We start from the raw sequence: 24853 nt of genomic DNA, 5'->3' as shown, positions 1-24853 counted from the left end.
AGGCGAGGTTAATCCTCGCCTTCCTTTGCGTGGAAGAACGACATGTCTTATACAACTTTTAGTCAGTTACAAAATGATCATATGTTAGAGCCGATGTTTCTCGGGAATTCCGTGAACGTGGCCCGCTATGACCAACAAAAGTACGATATTTTTGAAAAGCTAATCGAAAAGCAGCTTTCTTTCTTCTGGCGCCCAGAAGAAGTTGACGTGTCTCAAGACCGTATCGACTATCAGGCACTGCCGGATCATGAAAAACATATTTTCATCAGCAACCTGAAATATCAAACTCTGCTCGACTCCATTCAAGGCCGCAGCCCTAACGTGGCGTTGCTGCCGATTGTGTCGTTGCCTGAGCTTGAGACCTGGATTGAAACCTGGACCTTCTCTGAGACCATTCACTCGCGCTCTTACACGCATATTATTCGTAATATCGTGAACGATCCCGGCATAGTGTTTGACGACATAGTGGCCAACGAAGAAATCCTCAGACGCGCCGCCGACATTGCCGGTTACTATGACGACTTGATCCGCTACACCAGCCTCTATCATTTGTTTGGTGAAGGTAAGCAAGAGCACAGAGGCAAGCTTGTTGATATCAACCGCTATGAGTTGAAGAAGAAGCTCTACTTGTGCTTGATGAGCGTCAACATCTTGGAAGCGATCCGTTTTTACGTCAGCTTTGCTTGTTCGTTTGCCTTTGCCGAGCGCGAGCTGATGGAAGGTAACGCCAAAATCATCAAATTGATCGCCCGTGACGAAGCGCTGCACTTAACGGGCACTCAGCACATGATCAATATTTTGCGCAGCGGTGAAGACGATCCAGAAATGGCGCAAATCGCCCAAGAGTGTGAGCAGCAATGTTTTGAGCTGTTCCGCGACGCGGCCATTCAAGAAAAAGAGTGGGCGGAATATTTGTTTAAAGACGGCTCTATGATTGGCCTGAACAAAGATATTCTGTGTCAGTATGTGGAATACATCACTAACCTGCGCATGACAGCCGTGGGCCTAACGCCGGCGTTCCCTAACGCCAAGCAAAATCCAATTCCGTGGATCAATGCCTGGTTATCTTCTGATAACGTGCAGGTAGCGCCGCAAGAAGTCGAGATCAGCTCTTACTTGATCGGCCAAATTGACTCGCAAATGAACCATGACGACCTAGGTGATTTTGAGCTGTGAGTAGAGTCACGACCCAAGCATTAAGTTTTGAGTTGCGAGCAGGTGAAAGCCTGCTCGCTGGCTTAGAGCGCACCGGCCACGCGGTAGAATACCAATGCCGTGGCGGCTATTGCGGATCCTGTCGTACCACTCTTATCAGTGGCGAAGTCAGCTATCAAAGCACCCCGCTCGCCTTTATCGCCGCCGGCGAAGTCTTGCCCTGCTGCGCTCGCCCTGAAGGTGAAGTAGTACTAGACATCGATGCCGAAGCAATCAAGAAACAAGCTTAATTAACTCTCGACTTAAAAACTAAAGAGCCTCTCGCCACGGAATACACGGAACAACACAGAAAAGTGAAAGTAAATAAAGACTAACGGATAATCTTGAGTAGTTAAGACCTTATAATAGATGTGTATTGTTGTTCTACGTCCGTGTTCTTCCGTGTATTCCGTGGCAAAAATATGTTTTTCACTTTTAGGTTTGGGTTGTTACGTTCTCTTTACCCTTCACGCGTTTTTGCTTAAATACTCATTCAACAACCGCACATTGCGCAGGTTGGCTTTAAAAGCAAAATCGAATATATCCCCGAAGATCGGCACTATGCCGACCACCAGTTCAATCAATACATTCAAGCCCATGCGCGCCAGCACCCGAAACGGCACTTTGAGCCGTGCGGCTTCCACCACAATATAAGACGATAAACCCGCCCCGATTAAATCACCAATACCCGGAATCAAGCCGATAATGCCGTCTAATCCCACTCTAAAGCCACCCGGTAAGCGGATAGAGCTGTCGAGCATCCATGCTAAGCGTGCCAATCGCTGACTGGTCGCAGCATGACCGTTATTTACTGCATTTGAGTTTGCAGCATTGGGATTTGCGGATTTAGCCTTCATTAGCGACTCACTTTTTAGCAATCACCCACACCGCGTGCACTATGCCTGGGATGTAGCCCAGCAGTGTCAGGATAATATTAATCCAAAAGTGCTTACCCAAGCCCACTTGTAAAAACACGCCAAGCGGCGGCAATAAAATGGCAATAATAACCCGAATAATATCCATAACGCGCTCCTATGGTGATTCATTAGTATTCGTATCACTACCTCATATCACTGTCTGTTTAACTGTCTGTTTAACCTTTTTAACTACCCGTCTCACTATCAGCATCAACTATGTGAGTAATATTAGTCAAGATCCTTCATCATACACATCCACTTGGGCTTTAAGGTATGGTCAGCTTCTGCTCTATCTGTACACTCAGCGGGAACGGCTGCCAACTTAACCGGCCATTTTGCTCAAAGGACTTTTCTCCTTCACAGATATACGGCTGCTTCGCCATTTCGATGATAGCGCCCTTAGAGTAGCGCTGGTCCGCATAAAAGCAGGCCGGCGCTAAGTCTGAATTCACATTCAGCTCCAAGGCAGGTGGAGTGTGGATAATATGTGGTGCGGCGAACACCGCCGTTGAACCCAGCAGTAAAAAACCAATGGTCAGTCTCATCATGGTCTTGCTCCTCTTTACCTTAAGCGAGTCCCATGTTACCACCCTATTAGAAACATAAGATAAGGTATAATAATGAACACTCTTTCACGGCGATTAGCGCTGCTTGCATGGCTCATGTTGAGCATTTTTCTCGCCCCGCTCGCGTGGTCTAATACGCTCGCCGCTTTACCTAATACGCTCACCGCCTTACCCAGCACGGTGGATTATGAGCAAGACATTAAGCCTATTTTTGAGCAAAAATGCATTGCCTGCCATGCCTGCTACGATGCGCCCTGCCAACTCAAGCTCACCAGTAATGAAGGTTTAGTGCGCGGTGCCAGCAAGCTGCCGGTTTACGACGGTGCACGTACCAAAGATGCCAAGCCCAGCCGACTGCATTTTGATGCTCATGGCGAGTCCGCATGGCGCACACGCGGCTTTTTTAGCGTACTCGATGAGCCCGATGCTCAAACCTCACTGATGTTACGCATGCTGGCATTAGGCCAAGGCAACACCTGGGGCGACAACCAACGTCTGCCCGAAGACCTAAACATCTCTCCTACCCGTCGCAACCAATGTAGCCAAGCGAGCGAGTTTGATGACTTTGCAAGCAAGCATCCTCAAGCGGGCATGCCTTTTGCGGTCACGGGGTTAACGCCCCCCGAATATCAATTGGTACAAGACTGGCTAAGCCAAGGCGCCAAAGTACCCGAACAAAGCATTCAACTGTCGCCTGCTTTAGAGTGGGCACAAATACGTTGGGAAAGCTGGCTTAACCGTGATGCACCTCGCCATCAATTGGTGGCGCGCTATTTGTATGAGCACTGGTTTTTAGCGCATCTGTATTTCAGTGACCTATCAACACCGGATCAAGACACCTTTTTTGAAGTTGTACGTTCACGTACGCCTACCGGCCAACCCATTGAAGTGATCGCCACCGAGCGGCCCACCGACTCACCGGGCGATGAATTTTATTATCGATTGCGCCCGCGTCTCGAAAGTCGTATCCATAAAACGCACATCACCTATGCGCTAAATGGCGATAAAATAGATCACCTCGAACAGCTGTTTTTTACCGATGATTGGACCATCAATAAGCTGCCCGATTATCATGTGGATTATGCGGCCAACCCCTTTTTCACTTACGCGGCAATTCCACCCAAGGCCCGCTATCAGTTTCTACTCGATGACGCAGAATACTTTGTGCGCTCGTTTATTCGCGGCCCCGTGTGCCGTGGCCAAATTGCCACCGACGTGATCCGCGACCAGTTTTGGGTCAGCTTTCAAGCGCCCGAGCATGACTTATTTATTACCCAACCCAACCATCAAACCAAGGTGCGCGACTGGCTCACCCTGCCCGGCCTAAATTCAGACTTACTCAGCCTAGGCCCAGATTGGATTTCTTACAGCAGCGACAGAAATCGCTACTTAACCTATCGTCAAAAAGCCTATGCCAAACAGTATCCACAAGGGCCAGATCTGGAGCACTTATGGGACGGCGACGGTCATAACAGCCAAGCGCTGCTCACGGTATTTCGCCATCACGACAGCGCCAGTGTGATAAAAGGTTGGCAAGGCGATACTCCTAGCACCATGTGGGTGATGGACTATCCGCTGCTTGAGCGTACCTACTATGCATTAGTGGCTAACTTTAATGTCTATGGCAGTGTGTCGCACCAAGCCAAAACGCGCCTCTACTTTGACTTGATCCGCAACGGCGCCGAAGCCAACTTATTGCGCTTTTTACCCCCAGAGCAACGTAACACCTTGTTACACCGTTGGTATGATAACAGTGGCCGCATTAAGCTCTTTACCAGCTATGCGGACGTAGATGAGACCACGCCAAGCCGCATTCAAACGGATGCTAAGCGCACCTTAGTCGATTTTAGCCAACAAGTGTTTAGTCAGTTGGCGGCCGTAGCTGGCCCGCAAGATATGCTCAACCGTTGCCAGCAAGCAGACTGCAACGCCGCCATCGGCGAGCAACTGCCATTAATGCCGCAGCTAGAGCAGCAACAAGCGCGCATTGATGATCAACTGCGACGTTTAACTGGCTTTACTGGGCGCCTGTTACCGGTGATTAAGTGGTTACCCGAAGTCACCTTGCTGCGCATCGAAGGTGAGAACCCTAAAGAGCGCCAGGTGTATAGCTTGATCCATAACCGCGACCACAGCAACGTGGCTTTTTTGTTGGGTGAAGACTTACGCCTGCGCCCAGACAACGACACCTTAAGCGTGTTACCGGGTATTATCAGCAGCTACCCGAACTTCATCTTCAACGTAAAGCAGGAGCAGTTGGCAGACTTCATTAGCGCCCTGACCTCCATGCAAGACGCCAAAGAACTTCATACTGTGGCCGACCAATACGGGATCCGTCGCACCCATCCGGATTTTTGGTTCTACTTTCATGATATGCACAGCTACATGCAAGAAACCAATCCCATAGAAGCAGGTATGCTGGATATGAACCGTTATGAAAACTTGTAACCTTAAATAAGCACCGAACGCCCAACTGTGCGCAAACACAGCTATCGCTATACGTAAAAACCAAAACACCGAGCCTAACGCTCGGTGTTTTTTATTACTTGGTTGCTACCCTATGACTAATACCCGCCAAGGCCTTTGCTACGGTCGCTATCTCTTGCTCACACCCGTTAATCTCGTGCCTTTGTACCAAGTAGCTAGGGTCGTTATAGGATAACCACACCTTGCTGCTAGCGTCTTGCCACACCAGCATTTTTTGTGGCAAGTCGAGGGCAACACTTTGCTGGCACTGCATTAACGGGCTACCTACCTTAGGGTTACCAAAGATAATTAGCTCCGTGCCTCTTAGTTTGATATCAACCTTCTCAGCCCCCTGTGCATGATTAATGCGGTTAAACACCGTCATGCCTTTCTCTTTCAGGGTCGCCTCTAGTCGATCTGCCGTTTCTGTGACGCCAAATGCACTTTCAATATTGATCATGCCCTCGCCTGCCAGTGACGAAGTCGCCACCAACAGCGTCAAAAAGGCAGTAAAAAGTGTCGTTTTCATCGGAGTTTCCTTAAATGGAATAAAAGCACAGTAAGGGTAACAATGCAGTGTTGAGTCTAGACGATCCAGAGAGGTGCTTGCTGCGTGTCGGTGGAGTTGACCCTTTGTTCGGCTTCTACAGTGCAGCTAAATAGATCAGTTACTTTCTCAGATTGCTATTACGCTTCAATTATCCCCATGTTTTTTGCAGACCTAAAAAATGCCAGTCAGTTAAACTGACTGGCATTATCTTTTAAGCGATCTTTTTAAGTGTTGATAACCTTAACTCGTCACCACTGTTGAGTAGCTGCTGCTTGTGCTTTCATCTCGCACGCCAGCCATCACACCCGCCACCATTTCAGCGGTGGCTGCACTTAATGTCCATCCCAAGTGGCCGTGACCGGTGTTGTAAAACACCTGAGGATGACGACCTCGGCCAACCTTGGGCATCATGTTCGGCATCATCGGCCGTAAGCCAGCCCAAGCCACCGCACTTTCGGTAGACACATCGGGGAAGTGTCGATTGCACCACTTCACCAGTGGCTCAATGCGATCATGGCGAATATCGCGATTGTTACCGTTAAACTCGGCGGTGCCGGCAATACGGAAACGATCTACTCCCAAACGACTGGTCACGATTTTTGTCTCATCGTCCAACAAAGAAATAAGCGGGGCACTATCTTGACTCAGCTGGTCACGCAAATTAACCGTAATGGAATAGCCTTTCACCGGGTAAATATTGACTCGGTCGCCTAATTTTTTCGCCAATGCACGACTGCCTACACCCGCACACACCACCACCGCATCGAAGTGGTTTGAATTACCTTTATCATCAGTAACCCGGACGCCCTTGCCTTCGATACTCACATCTGTAAGCTCGGTTTCCATGCAAAATGTAACGCCCGCTTTACGAATCGCTTCGGCCAGACCAAAGGTAAAGTTATGGATATCGCCGGTGCTATCACTCGGTGTCCAAAAGCCACCCACAAAGTCACCTTGTAGCCGTGGCTCTTTCAGTTTGATATCGCCAGCGGTGAGTGCTTGGCGATCTAATCCGCCTTGCTTCAACAGTTTGGTAACTTCACAAGCGTGCTTAAAATCTTTTTGATTACTATAAAAATGCATGATGCCACAATCAGAATGATCAAACCCAACGCCCCATTTTTGCCCCAGCGCCGTTAGGTGCTGACGCGCTTCAATGGCAAGACGTGTGGTTTCAATGGTATTACGCTGGTAATCGGGGATATGGCGCATAAATTCGAGCATCCAGCTCAGTTTATGCCAGCTCGGTTTTGGATTCACCAGTAACGGCGCATCCGCTTGTAGCATCCATTTAACACCTTTTAATACCGTGGCCCAGGTATTCCAAACCTCAGCATTAGAAGCTGAAAGCTGGCCACCATTGGCGAAACTGGTTTCCATGGCAGCATAACGCTGTCTGTCGAACACAGTGACTTCAAAACCCTGCTCAATTAACTTAGCGGCGGTGGTAATACCGGTGATACCGGCACCTAATACAGCTACCTTTTTCATCTCTGACATGAAAGTGCACTCTTATTGTGCAGGCGTTGCGCATCGTGTGATTAACGAGAAATAGCTACGCAATTTATTTGCCTGACTTCCCCATCCGTCATGGAGCCTGAGAGATTCACCAGCTCTATCCCTGATAGATTGGTTTGCTCCTTCGGCGGGTCTAACAGTGCCAAGACCGCTCTTCGGATATGTCTACAGCCACCGGTCCTTTTGCCTGAGAGTTTACGGGGTCGTTGCTCCTTCGGCGGCACAGAGTGAGTGTCTTGCGACATTCTCTTAGTGCTCTCTCCCGGCTGGCTTGATCACCCACATCATAATTACAAAAAGTTAACAGTTCAACTCCCAATCATTCAATGCCAAGCAACAAAATATCACCTTGTGATATTAGTCTCCTTTTCACGGAGTTTTCAGACAGAAAATCTGCTCAACGATGAGACACAGCCATTTATCGGCTTCACATCACAACGTTTTCGTTAGCAATCGACTGACGCAGAACGCCTAACAAGAGCAAAGTGAAATTCGACGAACAAATGAGGCACGATTAGGGTCTGTTGACCTTTCGCGGTATCTGCGACAGGTTAGTCATGGGGATCAGATCAGGTGGCCGGAAGTCTCTTTGGTTTTTACCCATTAATTGTTTAAGACAACTGTGAATTGATAAGGAGCACCATGCGAATTGCAACGTTAGGGCCTAGTGGTAGCAACCACGAAATGATTGCCAAACGCTATCTTAAAGTGCGCCGTTTAAACGAGGGCAGCGTGGCACTATTCACACAGTTCGAAGATGCGTTTCAAGCACTGGTGACGGGACAAGTGAGTCACGTATTGCAGTGCACCGCCCATGCAACCCATGGCGATTGCGTAGGCCGTTATATGCATCGAGCTTACCCCGTGGATACCTTTATTGCGGGCAGCAAGCCACTTGCTCTGATTGCACAACGCGCTATTACTCACCCTACGCAAGTGGCACTGCAACCAGCTACTCGCTACTACACCGACTTAACGGAATATCAGATCATTGATGTTCCTACCATAGTGGCAGTGGCAGAGGGCCTGCTTGCGAGGCGTTTTGAGGCCGGTATTTGCGCCGAAGAGGTGATAGCGCAGGCTCCCGAGCAGCTGCGTTTAATACAGTCACTGGGGCCTGCGCTGGATACTTGGGTGATGTTTGCTCGCCAGCCGCTGCCGAGCTCTTCACCACTACTATTAAATGCCGAATATTAAAGCACGAAGATCAGGATGCCCCCTGTCACGATTAACGCGCCTCGTTGCCACAGCGCTTTACGTGCAATAACACCATAAGAGATAGCAGCTAACCCCATCGCCACTTTCAGCCCATTAAACACAGCGGCTGAAGGGTTAACGGCTAACTGGATTAACTCTGGGTTAGCGACCATCGCCAAGGGAATAATATATAGCCCTATGCCTAACGCCATTGCCTTAAACGCGACTTTTAGCCAATTCTCCCCCACCATTCCCGCAGCGATAAATACCCCACCACACACCGGCGGTGTAATGGTGGAGAGTAGCGCATACCAGAAGACGAAGAGGTGTGCCAAGAGCGGCTCCAAGCCCAACGAGATCAACGCCGGCCCTGCAACAGATACGCAGATAACATAGGCGGCGGTCGTCGGCACTTCCATCCCTAAAATCAAGCAAGCTAATGCCGTTAATAGCAGCGCAGGCCATAGCATGTCGTTAGCGAGCGAAAGAATACCCGAGGTAACCTTGACGCCTAATCCGGTCAACGACAACACACCGACGACCAGCGAGGCACACAGAATGATGGCACCAATCACGGCTATTTGACGCCCCGCGGTTACCGCAGCGTTTGATAAACGCTTAACAAAACCGGGCAGCGAAAAACGCAGCGTAACATCAAAGAACAGCAGCGCCATACCGGCGAAAATCGCAATGCTCGCGGCGTACTGCGGCGTATAACCGCCGTTAAAAATACGCTCTAACAGCAGCACAAATGGGACGGCAAAAAACAACGACGTTATCAATACTTCTTTCGCGCTCGGACGTTCGCTTTCGGCCATGGGCTTTAAATCATGGCGAGTCGCATAAGCATTAATTCCCACCCAAACAGTCAAAAAGTAGAGCACTGCAGGCAACATGGCCGCCGCCATAATTTGCGTATAAGGTGTACCCGTTAGCTCCACCATAACGAAGGCACCCGCGCCCATTAGTGGCGGCATGATTTGCCCGCCGGAGGAGGCAACCGCTTCCACCGCACCGGCCAGCGAACGTGGGTAGCGCAGGCGCACCATTGAGGGAATAGTGATGGCCCCTGTGGATGCCACATTAGCCGATGCCGAGCCTGATATAGACCCCATTAGTGCGGAGGAAATCACCGCCACCTTGGCCGCCCCTCCCGTGAGCCGACCCGCTACCGCGCTAGCTAGATTCATAAAACCCTGGCCCGCTTCACCGGCATTCAGTACGGCACCAAAAATCACAAAAATGGCAACCACGCTAACACTCACTCCCGTTAGCGAGCCCCATAACCCGCCTTCGGCAATCGTCAAGGTGCCGACCATGCTTGGTAGCGGTAGCCCAGGATGGCCGAAAGACCCCGGAATATATTGGCCCAAAGCGCCGTACATCAAAGACAGTAGGGCAACCATCGGTAATGGCCAGCCAATGGCTCGGCGTGCCGCCTCAAGCGCTAATGCGATTAAAAATAAGCCTATGGCCATTTGCAGGTAGTTATCAATAAAACCGTACTGATCCGCTAACACAGACTCATTAACGGCAATATAGCCACACGCGGCAATGCCTAATACCGTCAGCAACCAACCACTGATCCGTTGCGCTGGGGTGTTAGCCATATAAATTAAAACCCACGGCAACAACAGCGCCATGTGTAGCGGCCGACTGACGAGCGCAGGCGTTAAACCATAAAAAATTAATCCAAGATGAAATACGACACTAACCGCGCCTAACGCCATCCAACCAGACGCTATTGAGTCATCATCCGCAGGGGTCGCCGCTTGCGACGAAGTAAAAACACGCATGCCTGTGTACCTATCAATACAACACTGCCACGAGGCTTGTGCCGTGGCAGTGAACAGCGAAACGAAAAGGATTAACGCAAGGTGTCTGGCACCACAACCCCAATTTCGTCGTAGTAACGAAGCGCACCAGAGTGAAGCTTGCCGGCCATATTCTCTAGCATGTCGGGAGTAATACTTCCCCACCACGCGGCTTCTTCAGCCATGGCATCGCGGCGCTCCCAAAACGTTTTGGTCAAGGTATAAGCGGTGTCGCTATCCATCGCCGTCGTCGTGTAAGCAATAACCGGTAGCGACGTGGTCTCTACGTTTTTATCAACGCCGGGATAGGTACCAGCAGGAATGGTTTGTCGTGGGGCACCGGTCTGTGTGATTTGTTCATCGGTCAGGCTGATCAAGGTCACCGGCATGCTGGCGGCCGTTTCAATCACGTTGGGCGAGGGAAAAGAACTGGCGGTCGCAAAGCCATCAACCTGACCGTTTTTGAGCGCATCGGGCCCACTGCCAATAGCGGCATCGGCAATTTTCACACTGTCTTCCAAACCAAACAGTTCCAGGTAGCGAGCGGCTTCGCGAGCACCAAAAGTGCCTCGACCAATCAATAGGTGCTTACCTTTCAGTGCACTAATATCGGTCACGCCCTCGTCACCCGCTAATACAAAGTGCATGGTAATAGAGGGAATAGGGAACAAACCTCGGATCTCTTGAAAGCGAGGATTCTGGCGCTTGGCAAAAACGCCCTCTCCGGCCATGGCTTGGCCAACTAATGCGGGTGGCGTGGTAAACACATAGTTACCTTGGCGAGCCATCACTTCCATCACATTTTGTACCGAGCCCTGACTCTCTTCTAGGGTCAGAATAATGGCGCCATCCGTGCCCTGACGTATTGCCTCAGAAAGCTCTACGCCCATCTGATAATAAGCGGTACCAGCGGAGGCCGATTTATAGGTCACGCGGGTTTCAGCATGAGCAGAGAAAGCCGCAGTTACCAGTGCTAGCGTGGCCGCCGATACACCCAGTGTGCGACGAAATGAACGAAAGGGATTGCGCATCATTATTTTCCTTAATATATTCAGCGACCGTTTTCCAACAGGCCTCGTTTTATCTTGTCAAACCATGAATATGGCGGGACTCAACATAGCACGACTGCGCCTAAGCGGGCAAAGCTTAGCACCACCTAATGCCTCATAACGCTCAGCCATGTTTCAGTAAATTTAGCTGGGGTTACTTCAACTAACGTCACTATGTTTGTGCGGTATCCACATCAATTCTCAACACTGCATGCACGTGATTGAACATGACGACATTAAGCGGCATATCAATGGCGAATACCTGAGATAGCGGCAACAAGCGCTGCTCTATCTAGTCTCGGCAATGCTAAAAGGAGTGCCCATATTGATGAGGAGAACGTAATCATCAACTCCGCACAAAAAAACCTCCTCAAAAGCCTAAACTCGAACCTTTAAAGTGTAGATACCAAACGAAAAAGCTCACTCGTATGGGTGGCCTGTTAGCCTTTAAAAACCTTCGAGCTTAGGGTTTATCTATGGCTGTGCACTTAAAGCTGACGGTATGTCACTGAGTCACACGTTTTTGTTGATATGGGTGGCGTAAGTCAGGCAGAGGGCACTGCTCAGCCGCGCCATCCCTGGCGCAGATGGTCAGCTGAGCAGTGCCCTCTGACTTCCCCACCAGCACCTGAGCGACCTAATTGTCTTATCAACCGGTTCCTTTAGATATTAAAAAGGGCGCCTAAGCGCCCTTCTCATTTAGCAATTTGCCCTAATCAGGCAGCTGGCTTATTCCCACTCAATGGTCGCCGGTGGCTTACCAGAGATGTCATAAACCACGCGGGAGATGCCATCTACTTCATTAATGATGCGATTAGACACGTGGCCTAAGAAGTCATAAGGCAGGTGTGCCCAATGTGCAGTCATAAAGTCGATAGTTTCTACGGCACGCAGTGACACTACCCAGTCGTACTTACGGGCATCGCCCATAACGCCCACTGAACGTACTGGCAAGAACACGGTGAAGGCCTGACTAACCTTGTTATACAAGTCGTGCTTGTGCAGCTCTTCAATGAAGATGGCATCGGCGCGGCGTAACAGGTCACAGTATTCTTTCTTCACTTCACCTAATACCCGCACACCTAGGCCTGGGCCTGGGAACGGATGGCGATACAGCATGTCGTATGGCAGGCCAAGCTCTAAACCAATGCGACGCACTTCATCTTTGAACAGCTCTTTAAGCGGCTCAACCAAGCCCATCTTCATGTCGGCAGGTAAACCACCCACGTTATGGTGAGACTTGATCACGTGCGCCTTACCGCCGGCACCTGCAGACTCAATAATGTCTGGGTAGATGGTGCCTTGAGCCAGCCATTTCACGTCTTGAATTTTGCCCGCATATTCGTCGAACACTTCGATAAACACGCGACCAATGATCTTACGCTTGGCTTCTGGCTCAGATTCACCGGCAAGAGCAGACAAGAACCTGTCTTCTGCGGGTACGTGAATAATATTGAGACCAAAATGATCACCAAACATATCCATCACCTGCTCGGCTTCGTTTAGGCGCAATAAGCCGTTATCCACGAACACACAGGTCAGCTGCGGGCCAATGGCGCGGTGCAACAGCATAGCGGTAACGGATGAATCTACACCACCCGACAGACCTAAGATAACCTTGTCGCTGCCTACTTGCTCGCGTAAGCGTGCAACTGCGTCGTCGATAATGGTGGAAGGCGTCCATAACGCTTCGCAACCACAGATATCATGAATGAACTGCTCCAGCATACGCGCGCCTTGGCGAGTATGGGTCACTTCTGGGTGAAACTGTACGCCGTAGAACTTGCGCTTTTCATCAGCCATGGCGGCGAATGGGCAGCTGCCCGTTTGCGCCACTTTCTCGAAGCCTTCAGGCAAGCTCACGACTTTATCGCCATGGCTCATCCACACATCGAGTAACGGCTGACCGTTAGCGTCGATGGCGTCTTCAATATTGGCAAACAAAGCACAGTCAGCAACGCGCTGTACTTGAGCATAACCAAACTCGCGTTCAGTTGAACCGGCAACAGAGCCGCCTAACTGTTCGGCCATGGTTTGCATGCCGTAGCAAATACCAAATACTGGCACGCCGGCGTCAAACACATATTGCGGTGCGCGTGGGCTGTTAGCTTCAGTAACGGACTCAGGCCCCCCAGACAAGATAATGCCATTTGGCTTAAAGTCGCGGATTTTGGCATCGGTTACGTCCCATGGCCACAACTCACAATACACACCCAACTCCCGAACGCGGCGGGCTATCAGTTGAGTATATTGCGAGCCGAAATCCAGGATCAAGATCCGGTTATCATGAATGTTTTTGATCATTGTCTTCCTACTCGTTACTTTCTATTCATTACAAGGACCGCCTATGGGGGGCAGACGGCAATAGAAAAACGGGGGAATCAGCCCCCCGTCTACTGCTTTTTTAGATTACCCCAACCGGTAGTTAGGGGCTTCTTTGGTGATGGTCACATCATGCACGTGCGATTCTTGAATGCCGGCGCCCGATATCTTAACAAATTCTGCTTTGGTGCGCAGACAATCTATAGTCGCACTGCCAGTTAATCCCATGGCACTGCGCAGACCGCCCATTTGCTGATGGATAATCTCTTTCAGCTTACCTTTATAAGGTACGCGGCCTTCGATACCTTCAGGGACCAGCTTATCCGCCGCATTATCGGTCTGAAAATAACGGTCGCTGGAGCCTTTGCTCATGGCGCCTAAGGATCCCATACCTCGGTACGACTTAAAAGAGCGACCTTGGAATAATTCAATTTCGCCGGGTGATTCTTCGGTGCCCGCAAACATAGAGCCCATCATCACGCAATGAGCGCCAGCAGCCAAGGCCTTGGCGATGTCGCCGGAGAAGCGAATGCCACCATCGGCAATCACAGGTATACCTAAGTCTTTTAGCGCGTCTACCGCGTCCGCAACTGCAGTAATTTGCGGCACACCGCAACCGGTCACGATACGGGTAGTACAAATAGAACCCGGACCTATGCCCACTTTAACGGCACTGGCGCCCGCTTCGGCCAAGGCCAAAGCACCAGCACCGGTGGCCACGTTGCCACCGACAATAGCCAAGTCTGGGAATGCACGGCGGGTTTCACGAATGCGCTCGAGTACGCCTTCGGAATGACCGTGAGAGGAGTCAATTAACAGCACGTCTAACCCGGCGTCAACCAGCGCTTGAATGCGCTCTTCGTTGCCTGGAGCCGCACCCACGGCCGCACCTACGCGCAAGCGACCTTGGTCATCTTTACAAGCGTTAGGCTTACTTTCGGCTTTTTGGAAGTCTTTCGCGCTGATCATGCCGGTTAACAGGCCTTGCTCGCTCACTACCAACACTTTTTCTATGCGGTGTTGTTGCATCAGGGATTCAACGAGGTCACGAGGGGCACCGGCTTTTACGGTGACTAAGCGGGATTTTTCGGTCATCACTTGGTCAACACGCTTGCTCATGTCTTGCACGAAGCGCATATCACGACCGGTAATAATACCGACCAGCTCGCCCGCTGCGGTGACTACGGGGTAACCGGCAAAGCCGTTGATCAGGGTTTGTTCACGCACATCACCTATGGTCATTTCTGGGCGCACGGTAACGGGGTCGGAAACCACACCACTTTCGAATTTCTTTACTTTGCGCACTTGGGCAGCTTGGGCTTCGATGGACATATTCTTATGAATAAAGCCAATACCACCTTCTTGAGCAAGCGCAATAGCGAGGTCAGCTTCGGTGATGGTGTCCATGGCGGCAGAAACAATGGGGATGTTAAGCGTAATGTCACGCGTGAGGCGCGTTTTAAGGTCTGCAGTGTTGGGAAGCACAGTAGAATGGGCAGGAACTAGCAGTACATCATCGAAGGTTAAGGCGTCTTGAATAATTCTTAGCATCGCAATATTCACCATAGTTGGGGGGGTAAAAATATTGCAGTAGAATTTTAGGCATGTCGGCCTTGTCGGTAAAGCTATTTTTGTTATTTTGGCCAATAAAGCGCAAAATAGGCCTTAAAAGGGCTTACTTTCACATAAAGATACTCTTCCGAGGCCATTTTGCAGCAAGAAACGTCAACTCAGGTTTATACGGTCACCCACCTCAATCGGCATGCGCGCTTGTTGCTTGAAGGCGAGCTGGGCACGGTGGCCATTAGCGGTGAAATTTCCAACCTCTCTACCCCAAGCTCGGGGCATTGGTATTTTTCGCTGAAAGACAGTCAGTCACAATTACGTTGCGCCATGTTTAAAGGCAATAACCGCAGCGTGGCTTTTCGGCCGAAAAACGGCGATCAGGTGCTTATCTTCGGTAAAGTGACCTTATATGAGCCCAGAGGCGATTATCAACTGGTGGCGCAAACCATGGCGCCCGCCGGTGAAGGCCTGCTTAAGCAACAATATGAAGCGCTCAAACAGCGCCTGTTTGAAGAAGGTTTGTTTGCAGACTCACTGAAGCAGCCGTTACCCGCCCACCCCAGCCGAGTGGGCATTATTAGCTCACCCACCGGTGCCGCACTGCAGGATATTTTAAGCGTACTGGCACGGCGCGCGCCGCACTTGCAGGTGATTATTTACCCTGCCCAAGTGCAAGGCGAGCCGGCAGCGATGCAGTTAGTCGCCGCGCTTGAAACTGCCAATCGACGCGCCGAGACAGACGTGCTTATTTTGGCGCGCGGTGGTGGCTCATTAGAAGACTTATGGTGTTTTAACGATGAACGCCTGATACGCGCCATGGCCGCCTCTCATTTGCCGATAGTAAGCGCCGTGGGCCATGAGGTGGACTTCACCTTAAGTGATTTGGTCGCAGATATGCGCGCACCTACGCCCTCTGCCGCCGCCGAATTAATCAGCCGTGATGGCAATGCCCAGCAAGCGCAATATCAGCAGTGGCAACAGCGTTTGCAACAAGCTCAGCGTCGTTATCTGTTACAAAGTGGCCAACTGCTGGCCCGCTTAAGCGCGCGCTTACAGCTGCAGCATCCGCGCCAGCAACTACAACAACAAGCACAACAGCTGGATCAACTGCAGTCTCGATTACAACGCGCGTTTCGCCAACGCTTTAGTCAGGCCCAGCAGCGCCTAGGGCAAAGCAAGCTGCGCTTAAGCCACCAACATCCAGCTCAGCACTTACAAAGCCGCAGAGCGACGCTACAAGCCTTACAGCAGCGCTTGCAAACTCAGATGAAAACCCGCTTAGCCCGCGGCGAACATCAATTGGCACTGGCGGGCTCTCGCTTGAATGCCATCAGCCCCTTGGCAACACTGGCGCGCGGTTACAGTATTACGCTTAATGAGACTAATACACAAAATAGCCAAGTAATTACCGCCGCCAGCCAAGTTCAGGTGGGCGATAAACTGCGTACCCGCTTAGCCCAAGGTGAAGTGGTGAGTCGCGTAGAGCAAGTTACTGAATAACGAATGAGTAACGTTAAACGCGTTACGCCGTACGTCAGCATTAGCCGTCATACTGGGCTTGCCCCAGTATCTCGTTTTTAGTATTAACACCTAAAGCGAGATCCTGATTGTCATCTGGATGACGGCTTAAGGCTTGGCATTAGCTCTTAACTATTAAATACCTTTCAGATTTAATCGCTATTTTTCCGTGCGTTCCGCGTTCTTCCGTTGCTAATAAGTGTTGAGTCTTTAAGACAAACTGCTCAATACCTCCACCATTGTTTTTCCTGCTTTCGGCTTCCGCGGTTCAAATCTGCAGTCCAAGTCGGTATTCTCCACTTGGGGCTTATTGCTTCCACTATCTAACTGCGGCTGTTCAGAGTCGTCACTTCTTACCAATCATCAGGGAAGGCCGTTTCTGGTCCATAACGCCATGTTTAGAATCTCTATGTTTAGAAATACGAAGCTTATAAAAATTGTTTTTTACCTGTTATTCACTACGTTTGGTCTTTCAGCTCAAGTTCTGGCGCAAGAGCAAGCTCAGCAAGCTGTGTTAAAAGTCGGTATTACCGAAGTGCCGCCCTTTGTGATGCAAGCCGAAGACGGCCGCTGGGAAGGCATCAGTATCGATCTTTGGAAAGACATAGCCGCAGGGCTAGATCGCGAGTTTGAATTGCTGCCCATGAAATTTAGTGCCTTGCTGGATGCGGTTGAAAACGGCGAGGTAGACGTAGCCGTCGGCGCATTAACCATGACTGCAGACCGAGATACGCGCTTTGATTTCACCCATCCCTTCTATCAAACCGGCCTGTCGATTGCGGTGCCCGAGGTGCCGACGCACAGCCTACTTTCCAGTTTTAAGGCACTGCTCAGCTGGCAGTTTTTAAGTGTGGTACTGGCACTGAGCGCCCTGCTGTTAGCGGCGGGTTTTCTGTTGTGGCTGGCTGAACGACGCGCGAATCCGGAACAATTTGGCGGTACCCCCGCCCAAGGTATAGGTGCCAGTTTTTGGTGGGCTGCGGTCACCATGACCACGGTCGGCTACGGCGACAAAGCCCCCGCCTCTTTTGCTGGGCGTATTATCGGTCTGGTATGGATGTTTGCCGGCATGATAATGGTGGCCAGCTTTACCGCCGCCATTACCTCGTCGTTAACCGTGAGCAATCTGCGTACCGGTATTCAAGGTATTAACGACTTGCCCGGCAAGCTGGTAGCCACCATTCCCGAAACCGCCAGCGAGCGCTTTTTGGAAGAAGAGCGCATTCGCTATCAAACCTATCCGGATTTGACTACCGCCATGCAGTCGGTGATTAACGGTGAAACAGACGCCATTGTTTATGACCGTGCGCTACTGCAATACCGCAACTTACAACTAGGCCAAAAGCTCACCGTACTGCCCGGCGTATTTGCCCAGCAGTTGTATGCTTTGGCATTGCCAGAGCACAGCCCGTTGCGTGCCCAAATCTCCCAGCAAGTGTTGAGGATCACCGAAGACAGCGACTGGAGCGATGTGCAAGCCACCTACTTGGGAAAAGAACAATAGCCCTTCTAAAAGCTAAGAAAATCTAGCTGTGAATATTGCGCAGATAAAAATAAAAACCGAGCCTCATAAGCTCGGTTTTTTTATGCGTATTGCGGAGTTTACGAGAGCCAACAAAAGTGATGTTTTGTAGTGTGCCCGTATCGTAGATAAAGAGTATTAGGTATGGTTTTGGGATTATTATGATTAAAAACATCCTGCTTCGCAGGACCGCCGAAGTCCTCTTTACCAAAGAGACGGGCGGCTACAAGTATGGTGTCGGTTGTTGGCTTCAGAATTTAAAGGACTACGTACAACGAGATCCTGACGTGCGTCAGGATGACGGCATAAAAAAACCGAGCTGTTAGGCTCGGTTTTTTACTTGGTCTTACTCTGGGTGTTGCTTAATTAATCAGCAATAAAAAAGGAGCCGTGAGGCTCCTTGTATTGTTCGGGTCGCTAATGCGCTACAGCATTAAGAGCTAGCGCGCTCGGTACACTATTTCCAACCGGTCACTTCGCGCAAGGCGCTGCCGATATCGGCCAGTGAGCGCACGGTTTTTACGCCGGCGTCTTCCAGTGCGGCAAACTTTTCATCTGCCGTGCCCGTACCACCAGAGATAATGGCACCCGCGTGGCCCATGCGCTTACCGGCTGGTGCCGTAACACCCGCAATGTAAGACACCACCGGCTTAGTGACGTGGGCCTTGATGTAGGCGGCAGCTTCTTCTTCGGCGGTGCCGCCAATTTCACCAATCATCACAATGGCTTCGGTTTCGGGATCTTCTTGGAACAATTCTAGAATATCGATAAAGCTTGAACCCGGAATAGGGTCGCCGCCAATACCCACACAGCTTGACTGACCAAAGCCTTCGTCTGTGGTTTGCTTCACCGCTTCATAGGTCAGGGTGCCGGAGCGCGAGATAATACCCACGCGGCCTTTGCGATGAATGCTGCCGGGCATAATGCCAATCTTGCTTTCACCGGGCGTGATCACACCGGGGCAGTTAGGGCCAATCATGCGCACGCCGGTTTGCTCTAACTTCACTTTTACGTCCAGCATATCCAGTGTTGGAATGCCTTCGGTAATGGTCACAATCAGCTCAATGCCCGCATCTATGGCTTCTAAGATGGCGTCTTTACAAAAGGCCGCTGGCACATAAATCACCGAGGCCGTGGCACCGGTGGCTTCAACGGCTTCGCGCACCGTATTAAACACGGGCAGACCTAGATGCGTGGTGCCGCCTTTGCCCGGTGATACACCGCCGACCATTTGGGTGCCATATTCAATGGCTTGCTCAGAGTGAAACGTACCCTGATCGCCGGTAAAACCTTGGCAAATGACCTTAGTATCTTTATTAATTAAAATGCTCATCAGTTTATTTCCCCTGTGCGGCGTGAACCACGCGCTCGGCGGCGTCGCTCAAGCTGGTGGCGGCAATGATGTTTAAGCCTGACTCGGCAAGCTTTGCCGTGCCAGCAGCGGCGTTGTTGCCCTCAAGGCGTACCACGACCGGTACTTCAACACCCACCTCTTTTACCGCACCAATAATGCCGTCGGCTATCATGTCGCAGCGTACTATGCCGCCAAAGATATTCACCAATACCGCTTTTACGTTAGGATCAGAGAGAATAATCTTAAAGGCTTCAGTCACGCGCTCTTTAGTAGCACCGCCCCCTACATCAAGGAAGTTAGCTGGGGATCCACCGTGCAGATTCACGATATCCATGGTGCCCATGGCCAGCCCCGCGCCATTCACCATGCAACCGATGTTGCCATCGAGTGCCACATAGTTCAGCTCAAACTTGGCCGCATGGGCTTCACGGGCATCATCTTGGCTGGGATCGTGCATTTCTTGTAATGTTGGCTGGCGATACATGGCGTTGGAGTCGATATTGATTTTGCCATCGAGGCACAATAAATCGCCCTCACCTGTGATCACCAGCGGATTCACTTCTAATAATGCGAAGTCCAGGTCGTTAAACATCTGACCTAAACCTAAAAATATGTGGGTAAATTGCTTTACCTGTTTGCCTTCTAGTCCCAATTTAAAAGCCAGCTCTCGGCCTTGATAGGCTTGCGGACCCACGAGCGGATCGATGGCCGCTTTGTGGATTAATTCTGGCGTTTCTTTGGCAACGGTTTCTATTTCTACTCCGCCTTCGGTAGAGGCCATAAAGACCACACGGCGGGTACTACGGTCGACCACTGCGCCTAAATACAGCTCTTTGGCAATGCTGCTGCAGGCTTCCACTAAAATTTTGCTAACCGGCTGGCCTTTGGCGTCGGTCTGGTAAGTGACCAAGTGTTGACCAAGCCAATGTTGAGCAAACTCTTTGATTTCTTCTTTCGTCTTAGCCAGTTTAACGCCGCCCGCCTTACCACGGCCTCCGGCATGAACCTGACATTTAACCACCCACATACTACCGCCTAACTTATCGGCGGCGTCCACTGCTTCCTGTGGAGTGTCACATGCATAGCCTTTTGACACGGGTAACCCGTAGTCAGCAAACAATTTCTTTGCCTGATATTCATGCAAATTCATGTTGAGTTTCCGTTTTATGAGGGTTTTAGAGTAAAAAGAAGGCCGGCACTAAGTCCGACCTTTTTATTATTATTGTTACACGTCTAACAACAGACGCGTCGGGTCTTCGAGTAGCTCTTTAATCGAAACTAAGAAGCTGACCGACTCACGGCCATCAATCATACGGTGGTCATACGACAATGCCAAATACATCATCGGCTGGATCACCACTTGGCCATTTACGGCCACTGGGCGGTCTTCAATCTTGTGCATACCCAAGATGGCGCTTTGCGGCGGGTTAATAATGGGCGTCGACATCAGTGAGCCAAATACACCACCGTTGGTGATAGTGAAGTTACCGCCGGTCATATCATCAACCGTCAACTTACCATCACGACCTTTAATGGCCAGCGCTTTAATATCTTTCTCGATATCGGCCAGACTTAAGCGATCGCAGTCGCGCAGTACCGGTGTCACCAAGCCGCGCGGCGTGGACACAGCAATGCTGACGTCGAAGAAGTTGTGATAGACGATATCATCGCCATCCAGTGAGGCATTCACTTCTGGGAAGCGCTTGAGGGACTCCACCACTGCCTTCACATAGAACGACATAAAGCCTAAACGCACATCGTGGCGCTTTTCAAACTGATCTTGGTACTGCTTGCGCAATGCCATAATCGGACCCATGTTCACCTCGTTAAAGGTGGTCAACATGGCGGTGGTGTTTTTCGCTTCGAGCAGACGCTCGGCCACGCGCTTGCGCAAGCGGCTCATGGGCACGCGCTTTTCGGTGCGCTCACCCAGTGCCACTTCAACAACAGGGCTAGCAGCCTTTGCTGAGGCAGCGGCGGGCGCTTTTTTGCCACCCTGCTTGATAAAGGCTTCCACGTCTTCTTTGGTGATGCGACCGCCTTTACCTGAACCCGATACTTGAGCAGCGTCGATATTGTGCTCGGCCACTAAGCGGCGTACCGCTGGGCTTAAGTTGTCATCGTCGCCTTTAACGTCTGATTTTGCGTCTGACTTATCGTTTGATGCGGCATCCGCTTTGCTGTCTGCAGAGGCGGTTTTTTCTTTGGTGGCTTCGCCGGCGGCGACACCCACTTTTAAGCGACCAATTAATTGCTGGCCCAGTACGGTGGCGCCTTCTTCTTCGATAATGGCTTCTAAAATGCCGGCTTCAGGTGCAGGCACTTCCAGCACTACCTTATCGGTTTCGATGTCGACGATCACTTCGTCACGTTCAACCCTGTCTCCAGGTTGTTTATGCCAAGTGGCGATAGTAGCATCGGCGACGGACTCTGGTAAGTCTGGAACCTTGATTTCGATGGTCATCAATATGTCCTTAGTGCGTTAAGCTGTCGGCGTCAATGCGTCTTCGACTAGCGCTTTTTGTTGTTGTAAGTGAACTGAGGTGTAACCCACTGCCGGTGAGGCCGATGCGTCACGCCCGCTATAACCTAAGCTGGCACCCGCCGGAATGGCGGCACGGAAATGGTGTTGGCTGCAATACCAAGCGCCCTGATTTTGTGGCTCTTCCTGACACCAAACAAAATCGGTGACGTGTTGATAATCTTCTAAAATGGCGGCCACCTCTTCCTGCGGGAAGGGATACAACTGCTCAATACGAATTAGGGCCACGTCGGTTTGTTCGTTCTTGCGGCGTGCTTCCAGCAGATCGTAATACACCTTGCCAGAGCACAGCACTACACGCTTCACGCCTTTGGGATCCAGATCATCTATTTCGCCAATTGCGTTCAAGAAAGTGCCGTTGGCCATGGTTTCTAAGTCAGAAACCGCCAGTGGATGGCGCAATAACGACTTAGGCGACATCACCACTAACGGGCGGCGCATGGGTCGCAACACTTGGCGGCGCAGCATATGGAACACCTGAGCCGGGGTGGTCGGGATCACCACTTGCATGTTGTGCTCAGCGCACAATTGCAAGAAACGCTCAAGGCGCGCACTGGAGTGCTCTGGGCCTTGGCCTTCGTAGCCGTGCGGTAACAACAGCGTTAAGCCACACATACGACCCCACTTTTGCTCGCCTGAGCTCACAAATTGGTCAATCACTACCTGGGCGCCGTTGGCAAAGTCACCAAACTGCGCTTCCCAAATGGTTAAACCAGCAGGCTCGGCGGTCGCATAACCGTACTCAAACGCCATGACCGCCATTTCACTCAAGACTGAGTCATATACCTGAAACTGGCCTTGGTCTTCGGACAAATGACACAAAGGCGTATAGGTACTGGCGTTTTCTTGGTTGTGCAACACCGCATGCCGGTGGAAGAAAGTACCACGGCCGGAGTCTTGGCCTGTTAAGCGCACTTCATAGCCTTGCTCGCACAAGGTGGCATAAGCCAACACTTCGGCAAAACCCCAATCGGCGAGCTTTTCGCCCTTGGCCATCAGCTTACGGTCGTCGTAAATTCTGCCCACTTGGCGCTGTAACGGATGACTTTCAGGATAATCCGTTACTCGCTTGGCCACGTCTTTTAGCGCATCAAGCTCATAATGGTCATCATATTTCATGTCCCATTCGTGATTAAGATACGGTGTCCAATCAACGGTAATATTGTCCGTAGAACGCCATTCTTTCACCACACACTCACCGCCATCGAGCGAATCGCGATACTCGTTGATCATGACAGTGGTGTCTTCAGTACTAATAGTGCCGTTGGCAATCAGCTTGTCCGCATAGATTTTACGCGGCGTGGGGTGCTGTTTGATTTTTTTGTACATCAACGGCTGAGTCGCACTTGGCTCATCGGCTTCGTTATGGCCATGGCGGCGATAACAAACCAAGTCAATCACCACATCGCGACCAAACTCATTACGATAATCCAGCGCTAATTGGGTCACTTGCACCACGGCTTCTGGGTCGTCGGCATTAACGTGGAAAATCGGCGCCTGCACCATTTTAGCGATATCGGTGCAATATTCGGTAGAGCGCGTATCTCTTGGGTTTGAAGTGGTAAAGCCCACTTGGTTATTGATAACGATACGCACTGTGCCGCCCACGCCGTAGCCTCGGGTCAGCGACATATTAAAGGTTTCTGCTACCACACCTTGACCGGCAAAGGCCGAGTCACCGTGTATGGTAATCGGCAGCACTTGGCGACCGTCTGGGTTGTCCAGTCGATCCATGCGCGCGCGCACCGAGCCGATAACCACAGGGTTAACAATTTCTAAATGCGAGGGGTTAAAGGCCAGTGCCAAATGCACATTGCCGCCCGGCGTGTCGAAGTCTGAGCTAAAGCCCATGTGGTATTTAACGTCGCCTGAGCTTTGCACTTCGTATTTACCGGCAAAGGCATCAAACAAGTCTTGTGGGCGTTTACCCAAGACGTTAACCAGCATATTTAAGCGGCCACGGTGGGCCATGCCGATCACCACTTCTTTACCGCCGTTTTCACCAAAGCGACGGATCAGCTCTTTGGTCATGGGCACCAGCGCATCGCCGCCTTCCAGCGAGAAGCGCTTAGCACCGGGGAACTTAGCGCCTAGGTATTTTTCTAAGCCTTCGGCGGCGTTTAAGCTGTCTAAGAAGCGCAGCTTATCCGCTTGGCTAAATTTAGGCTCACCAATCACAGTCTCAAGCTGGCTTTGGATCCAACGCTTTTCGCGAGTACTGGTGATGTGCATGTATTCTGCACCCACAGAGCCACAATAGGTTTTCTTCAGTGCGGCGACTAAGTCTTTTAACACCATGGTCTCTTGACCAATGGCGTAAGAGCCCACGTTAAAGGTGGCCTCAAGATCCGAGCCGGTCAGATTATGAAACGCCGGATCCAGCTCAGCCACCGCCTTGCGATCCCACAGATTAAGCGGGTCTAGGTTCGCATTTTGATGACCGCGAAAACGATAAGCGTTAATCAGCTGCAAGACTTTTACTTGCTTGGCATCCGTATGCGGGTCGCTAACTGGTGTGTCATGACGAGAAGTGTCTTTAGCAAGACGGCGAAAATAATCTCTTACCTGTGAATGAGGCAGATCTTCTACGTTATCCTTTTGCGGTGGCAATTCGCTAAACACGACTTGCCATTGCTCAGGCACCGACTCAGGATCGGCCAGATAATCTTCGTAAAGGTCTTCGACATAGGTCGCATTGGCACCGGCCAGGTAAGAGGATTCCAGCCAGGCTTGCATAACGCCATTGTGCATTTTTATC

At 50.9% G+C, this 24853-nt stretch carries 19 protein-coding genes and 1 riboswitch; of the genes, 6 read left to right on the top strand and 13 right to left on the bottom strand.

The features are described from left to right. Positions 1-42 precede the first annotated feature (42 nt). On the top strand, positions 43-1176 hold the full coding sequence (gene nrdB, locus R0134_RS05380; RefSeq protein ID WP_087034621.1) for a class Ia ribonucleoside-diphosphate reductase subunit beta: 1134 nt from the start codon (positions 43-45) through the stop codon (positions 1174-1176). After that, a complete protein-coding gene (gene yfaE, locus R0134_RS05375; RefSeq protein WP_319783806.1) occupies positions 1173-1445 on the top strand; it encodes a class I ribonucleotide reductase maintenance protein YfaE in 273 nt (90 codons plus the stop codon). Before nrdB ends, yfaE begins: the two co-directional genes overlap by 4 nt. Positions 1446-1661: 216 nt before the next feature. On the opposite strand, the gene R0134_RS05370 is transcribed toward yfaE, so the two are convergent. The 3 genes from R0134_RS05370 to R0134_RS05360 form a co-directional block, all read right to left on the bottom strand. Continuing rightward, positions 1662-2051 carry a DUF4112 domain-containing protein gene (locus R0134_RS05370; protein WP_319783805.1) on the bottom strand — a complete coding sequence of 130 codons (390 nt, stop codon included), beginning with the start codon at positions 2049-2051 and terminating at the stop codon, positions 1662-1664. Positions 2052-2058: 7 nt separating this feature from the next. Further along, positions 2059-2217 (bottom strand): YqaE/Pmp3 family membrane protein, encoded by a 159-nt coding sequence (locus tag R0134_RS05365; RefSeq protein WP_319783804.1) that lies wholly within the window; start codon positions 2215-2217, stop codon positions 2059-2061. Positions 2218-2377: 160 nt separating this feature from the next. Next, positions 2378-2659, bottom strand: coding sequence for a DUF1496 domain-containing protein (locus tag R0134_RS05360; protein ID WP_319783803.1), 282 nt, complete (start codon positions 2657-2659; stop codon positions 2378-2380). 72 nt (positions 2660-2731) lie between these two features. Between R0134_RS05360 and R0134_RS05355 the strand changes: the two genes are divergently transcribed. Then, entirely contained in the window at positions 2732-5125 is a 2394-nt protein-coding gene (locus tag R0134_RS05355) for a fatty acid cis/trans isomerase (RefSeq protein ID WP_319783802.1), read from the top strand. 94 nt (positions 5126-5219) lie between these two features. Here R0134_RS05355 and R0134_RS05350 read toward each other — a convergent pair whose 3' ends face one another. Both R0134_RS05350 and R0134_RS05345 read right to left on the bottom strand, forming a co-directional pair. After that, the gene (locus R0134_RS05350; RefSeq protein ID WP_319783801.1) at positions 5220-5672 is read right to left on the bottom strand and encodes a DUF302 domain-containing protein; all 453 of its coding nucleotides are present in this window, start codon (positions 5670-5672) and stop codon (positions 5220-5222) included. Positions 5673-5933: 261 nt separating this feature from the next. Beyond that, positions 5934-7193: a D-amino acid dehydrogenase gene (locus R0134_RS05345; RefSeq protein ID WP_319783800.1), complete on the bottom strand. Its 1260-nt coding sequence runs from the start codon at positions 7191-7193 to the stop codon at positions 5934-5936. 183 nt (positions 7194-7376) lie between these two features. Continuing rightward, positions 7377-7486: riboswitch (glycine riboswitch) on the bottom strand. A gap of 367 nt (positions 7487-7853) precedes the next feature. Between R0134_RS05345 and R0134_RS05340 the strand changes: the two genes are divergently transcribed. Then, on the top strand, positions 7854-8408 hold the full coding sequence (locus R0134_RS05340; protein WP_319783799.1) for a hypothetical protein: 555 nt from the start codon (positions 7854-7856) through the stop codon (positions 8406-8408). Here the strand turns inward: R0134_RS05340 and R0134_RS05335 are convergent. From R0134_RS05335 to guaB, 4 genes are all read right to left on the bottom strand, one after another. Then, a complete protein-coding gene (locus R0134_RS05335; RefSeq protein ID WP_319783798.1) occupies positions 8405-10204 on the bottom strand; it encodes a TRAP transporter fused permease subunit in 1800 nt (599 codons plus the stop codon). The two genes, R0134_RS05340 and R0134_RS05335, sit on opposite strands and share 4 nt — an antisense overlap. 71 nt (positions 10205-10275) lie before the next feature. Further along, positions 10276-11256, bottom strand: a complete 981-nt coding sequence (locus R0134_RS05330; RefSeq protein ID WP_319783797.1) for a TAXI family TRAP transporter solute-binding subunit — start codon at positions 11254-11256, stop codon at positions 10276-10278. 744 nt (positions 11257-12000) lie between these two features. After that, complete coding sequence (gene guaA / locus R0134_RS05325; RefSeq protein ID WP_319783796.1) at positions 12001-13575, bottom strand: glutamine-hydrolyzing GMP synthase; 1575 nt, start codon at positions 13573-13575, stop codon at positions 12001-12003. Positions 13576-13680: 105 nt separating this feature from the next. Further along, positions 13681-15144: an IMP dehydrogenase gene (gene guaB / locus R0134_RS05320; protein ID WP_319783795.1), complete on the bottom strand. Its 1464-nt coding sequence runs from the start codon at positions 15142-15144 to the stop codon at positions 13681-13683. A gap of 159 nt (positions 15145-15303) precedes the next feature. Between guaB and xseA the strand changes: the two genes are divergently transcribed. After that, complete coding sequence (gene xseA / locus R0134_RS05315; RefSeq protein WP_319783794.1) at positions 15304-16659, top strand: exodeoxyribonuclease VII large subunit; 1356 nt, start codon at positions 15304-15306, stop codon at positions 16657-16659. A gap of 427 nt (positions 16660-17086) precedes the next feature. After that, positions 17087-18181 (top strand): transporter substrate-binding domain-containing protein, encoded by a 1095-nt coding sequence (locus tag R0134_RS05310; protein WP_319783793.1) that lies wholly within the window; start codon positions 17087-17089, stop codon positions 18179-18181. A gap of 475 nt (positions 18182-18656) precedes the next feature. On the opposite strand, the gene sucD is transcribed toward R0134_RS05310, so the two are convergent. The 4 genes from sucD to sucA form a co-directional block, all read right to left on the bottom strand. Next, a complete protein-coding gene (sucD, locus tag R0134_RS05305; protein WP_319783792.1) occupies positions 18657-19532 on the bottom strand; it encodes a succinate--CoA ligase subunit alpha in 876 nt (291 codons plus the stop codon). A 4-nt stretch (positions 19533-19536) separates the two neighbouring features. Then, positions 19537-20703, bottom strand: a complete 1167-nt coding sequence (sucC, locus tag R0134_RS05300; protein ID WP_319783791.1) for an ADP-forming succinate--CoA ligase subunit beta — start codon at positions 20701-20703, stop codon at positions 19537-19539. Positions 20704-20778: 75 nt separating this feature from the next. Then, positions 20779-22017, bottom strand: a complete 1239-nt coding sequence (gene odhB, locus R0134_RS05295; RefSeq protein ID WP_319783790.1) for a 2-oxoglutarate dehydrogenase complex dihydrolipoyllysine-residue succinyltransferase — start codon at positions 22015-22017, stop codon at positions 20779-20781. Between the two features lie 18 nt (positions 22018-22035). Then, positions 22036-24846, bottom strand: a complete 2811-nt coding sequence (gene sucA / locus R0134_RS05290) for a 2-oxoglutarate dehydrogenase E1 component (protein WP_319783789.1) — start codon at positions 24844-24846, stop codon at positions 22036-22038. Positions 24847-24853 lie beyond the last annotated feature (7 nt).

Origin of the sequence: Oceanisphaera sp. IT1-181, assembly GCF_033807535.1 — a bacterium.
Lineage (GTDB): Bacteria > Pseudomonadota > Gammaproteobacteria > Enterobacterales > Aeromonadaceae > Oceanimonas.
The sequence above is the reverse complement of the archived record's forward strand: the minus strand, read 5'-3'. Positions and strand labels throughout refer to the sequence as shown.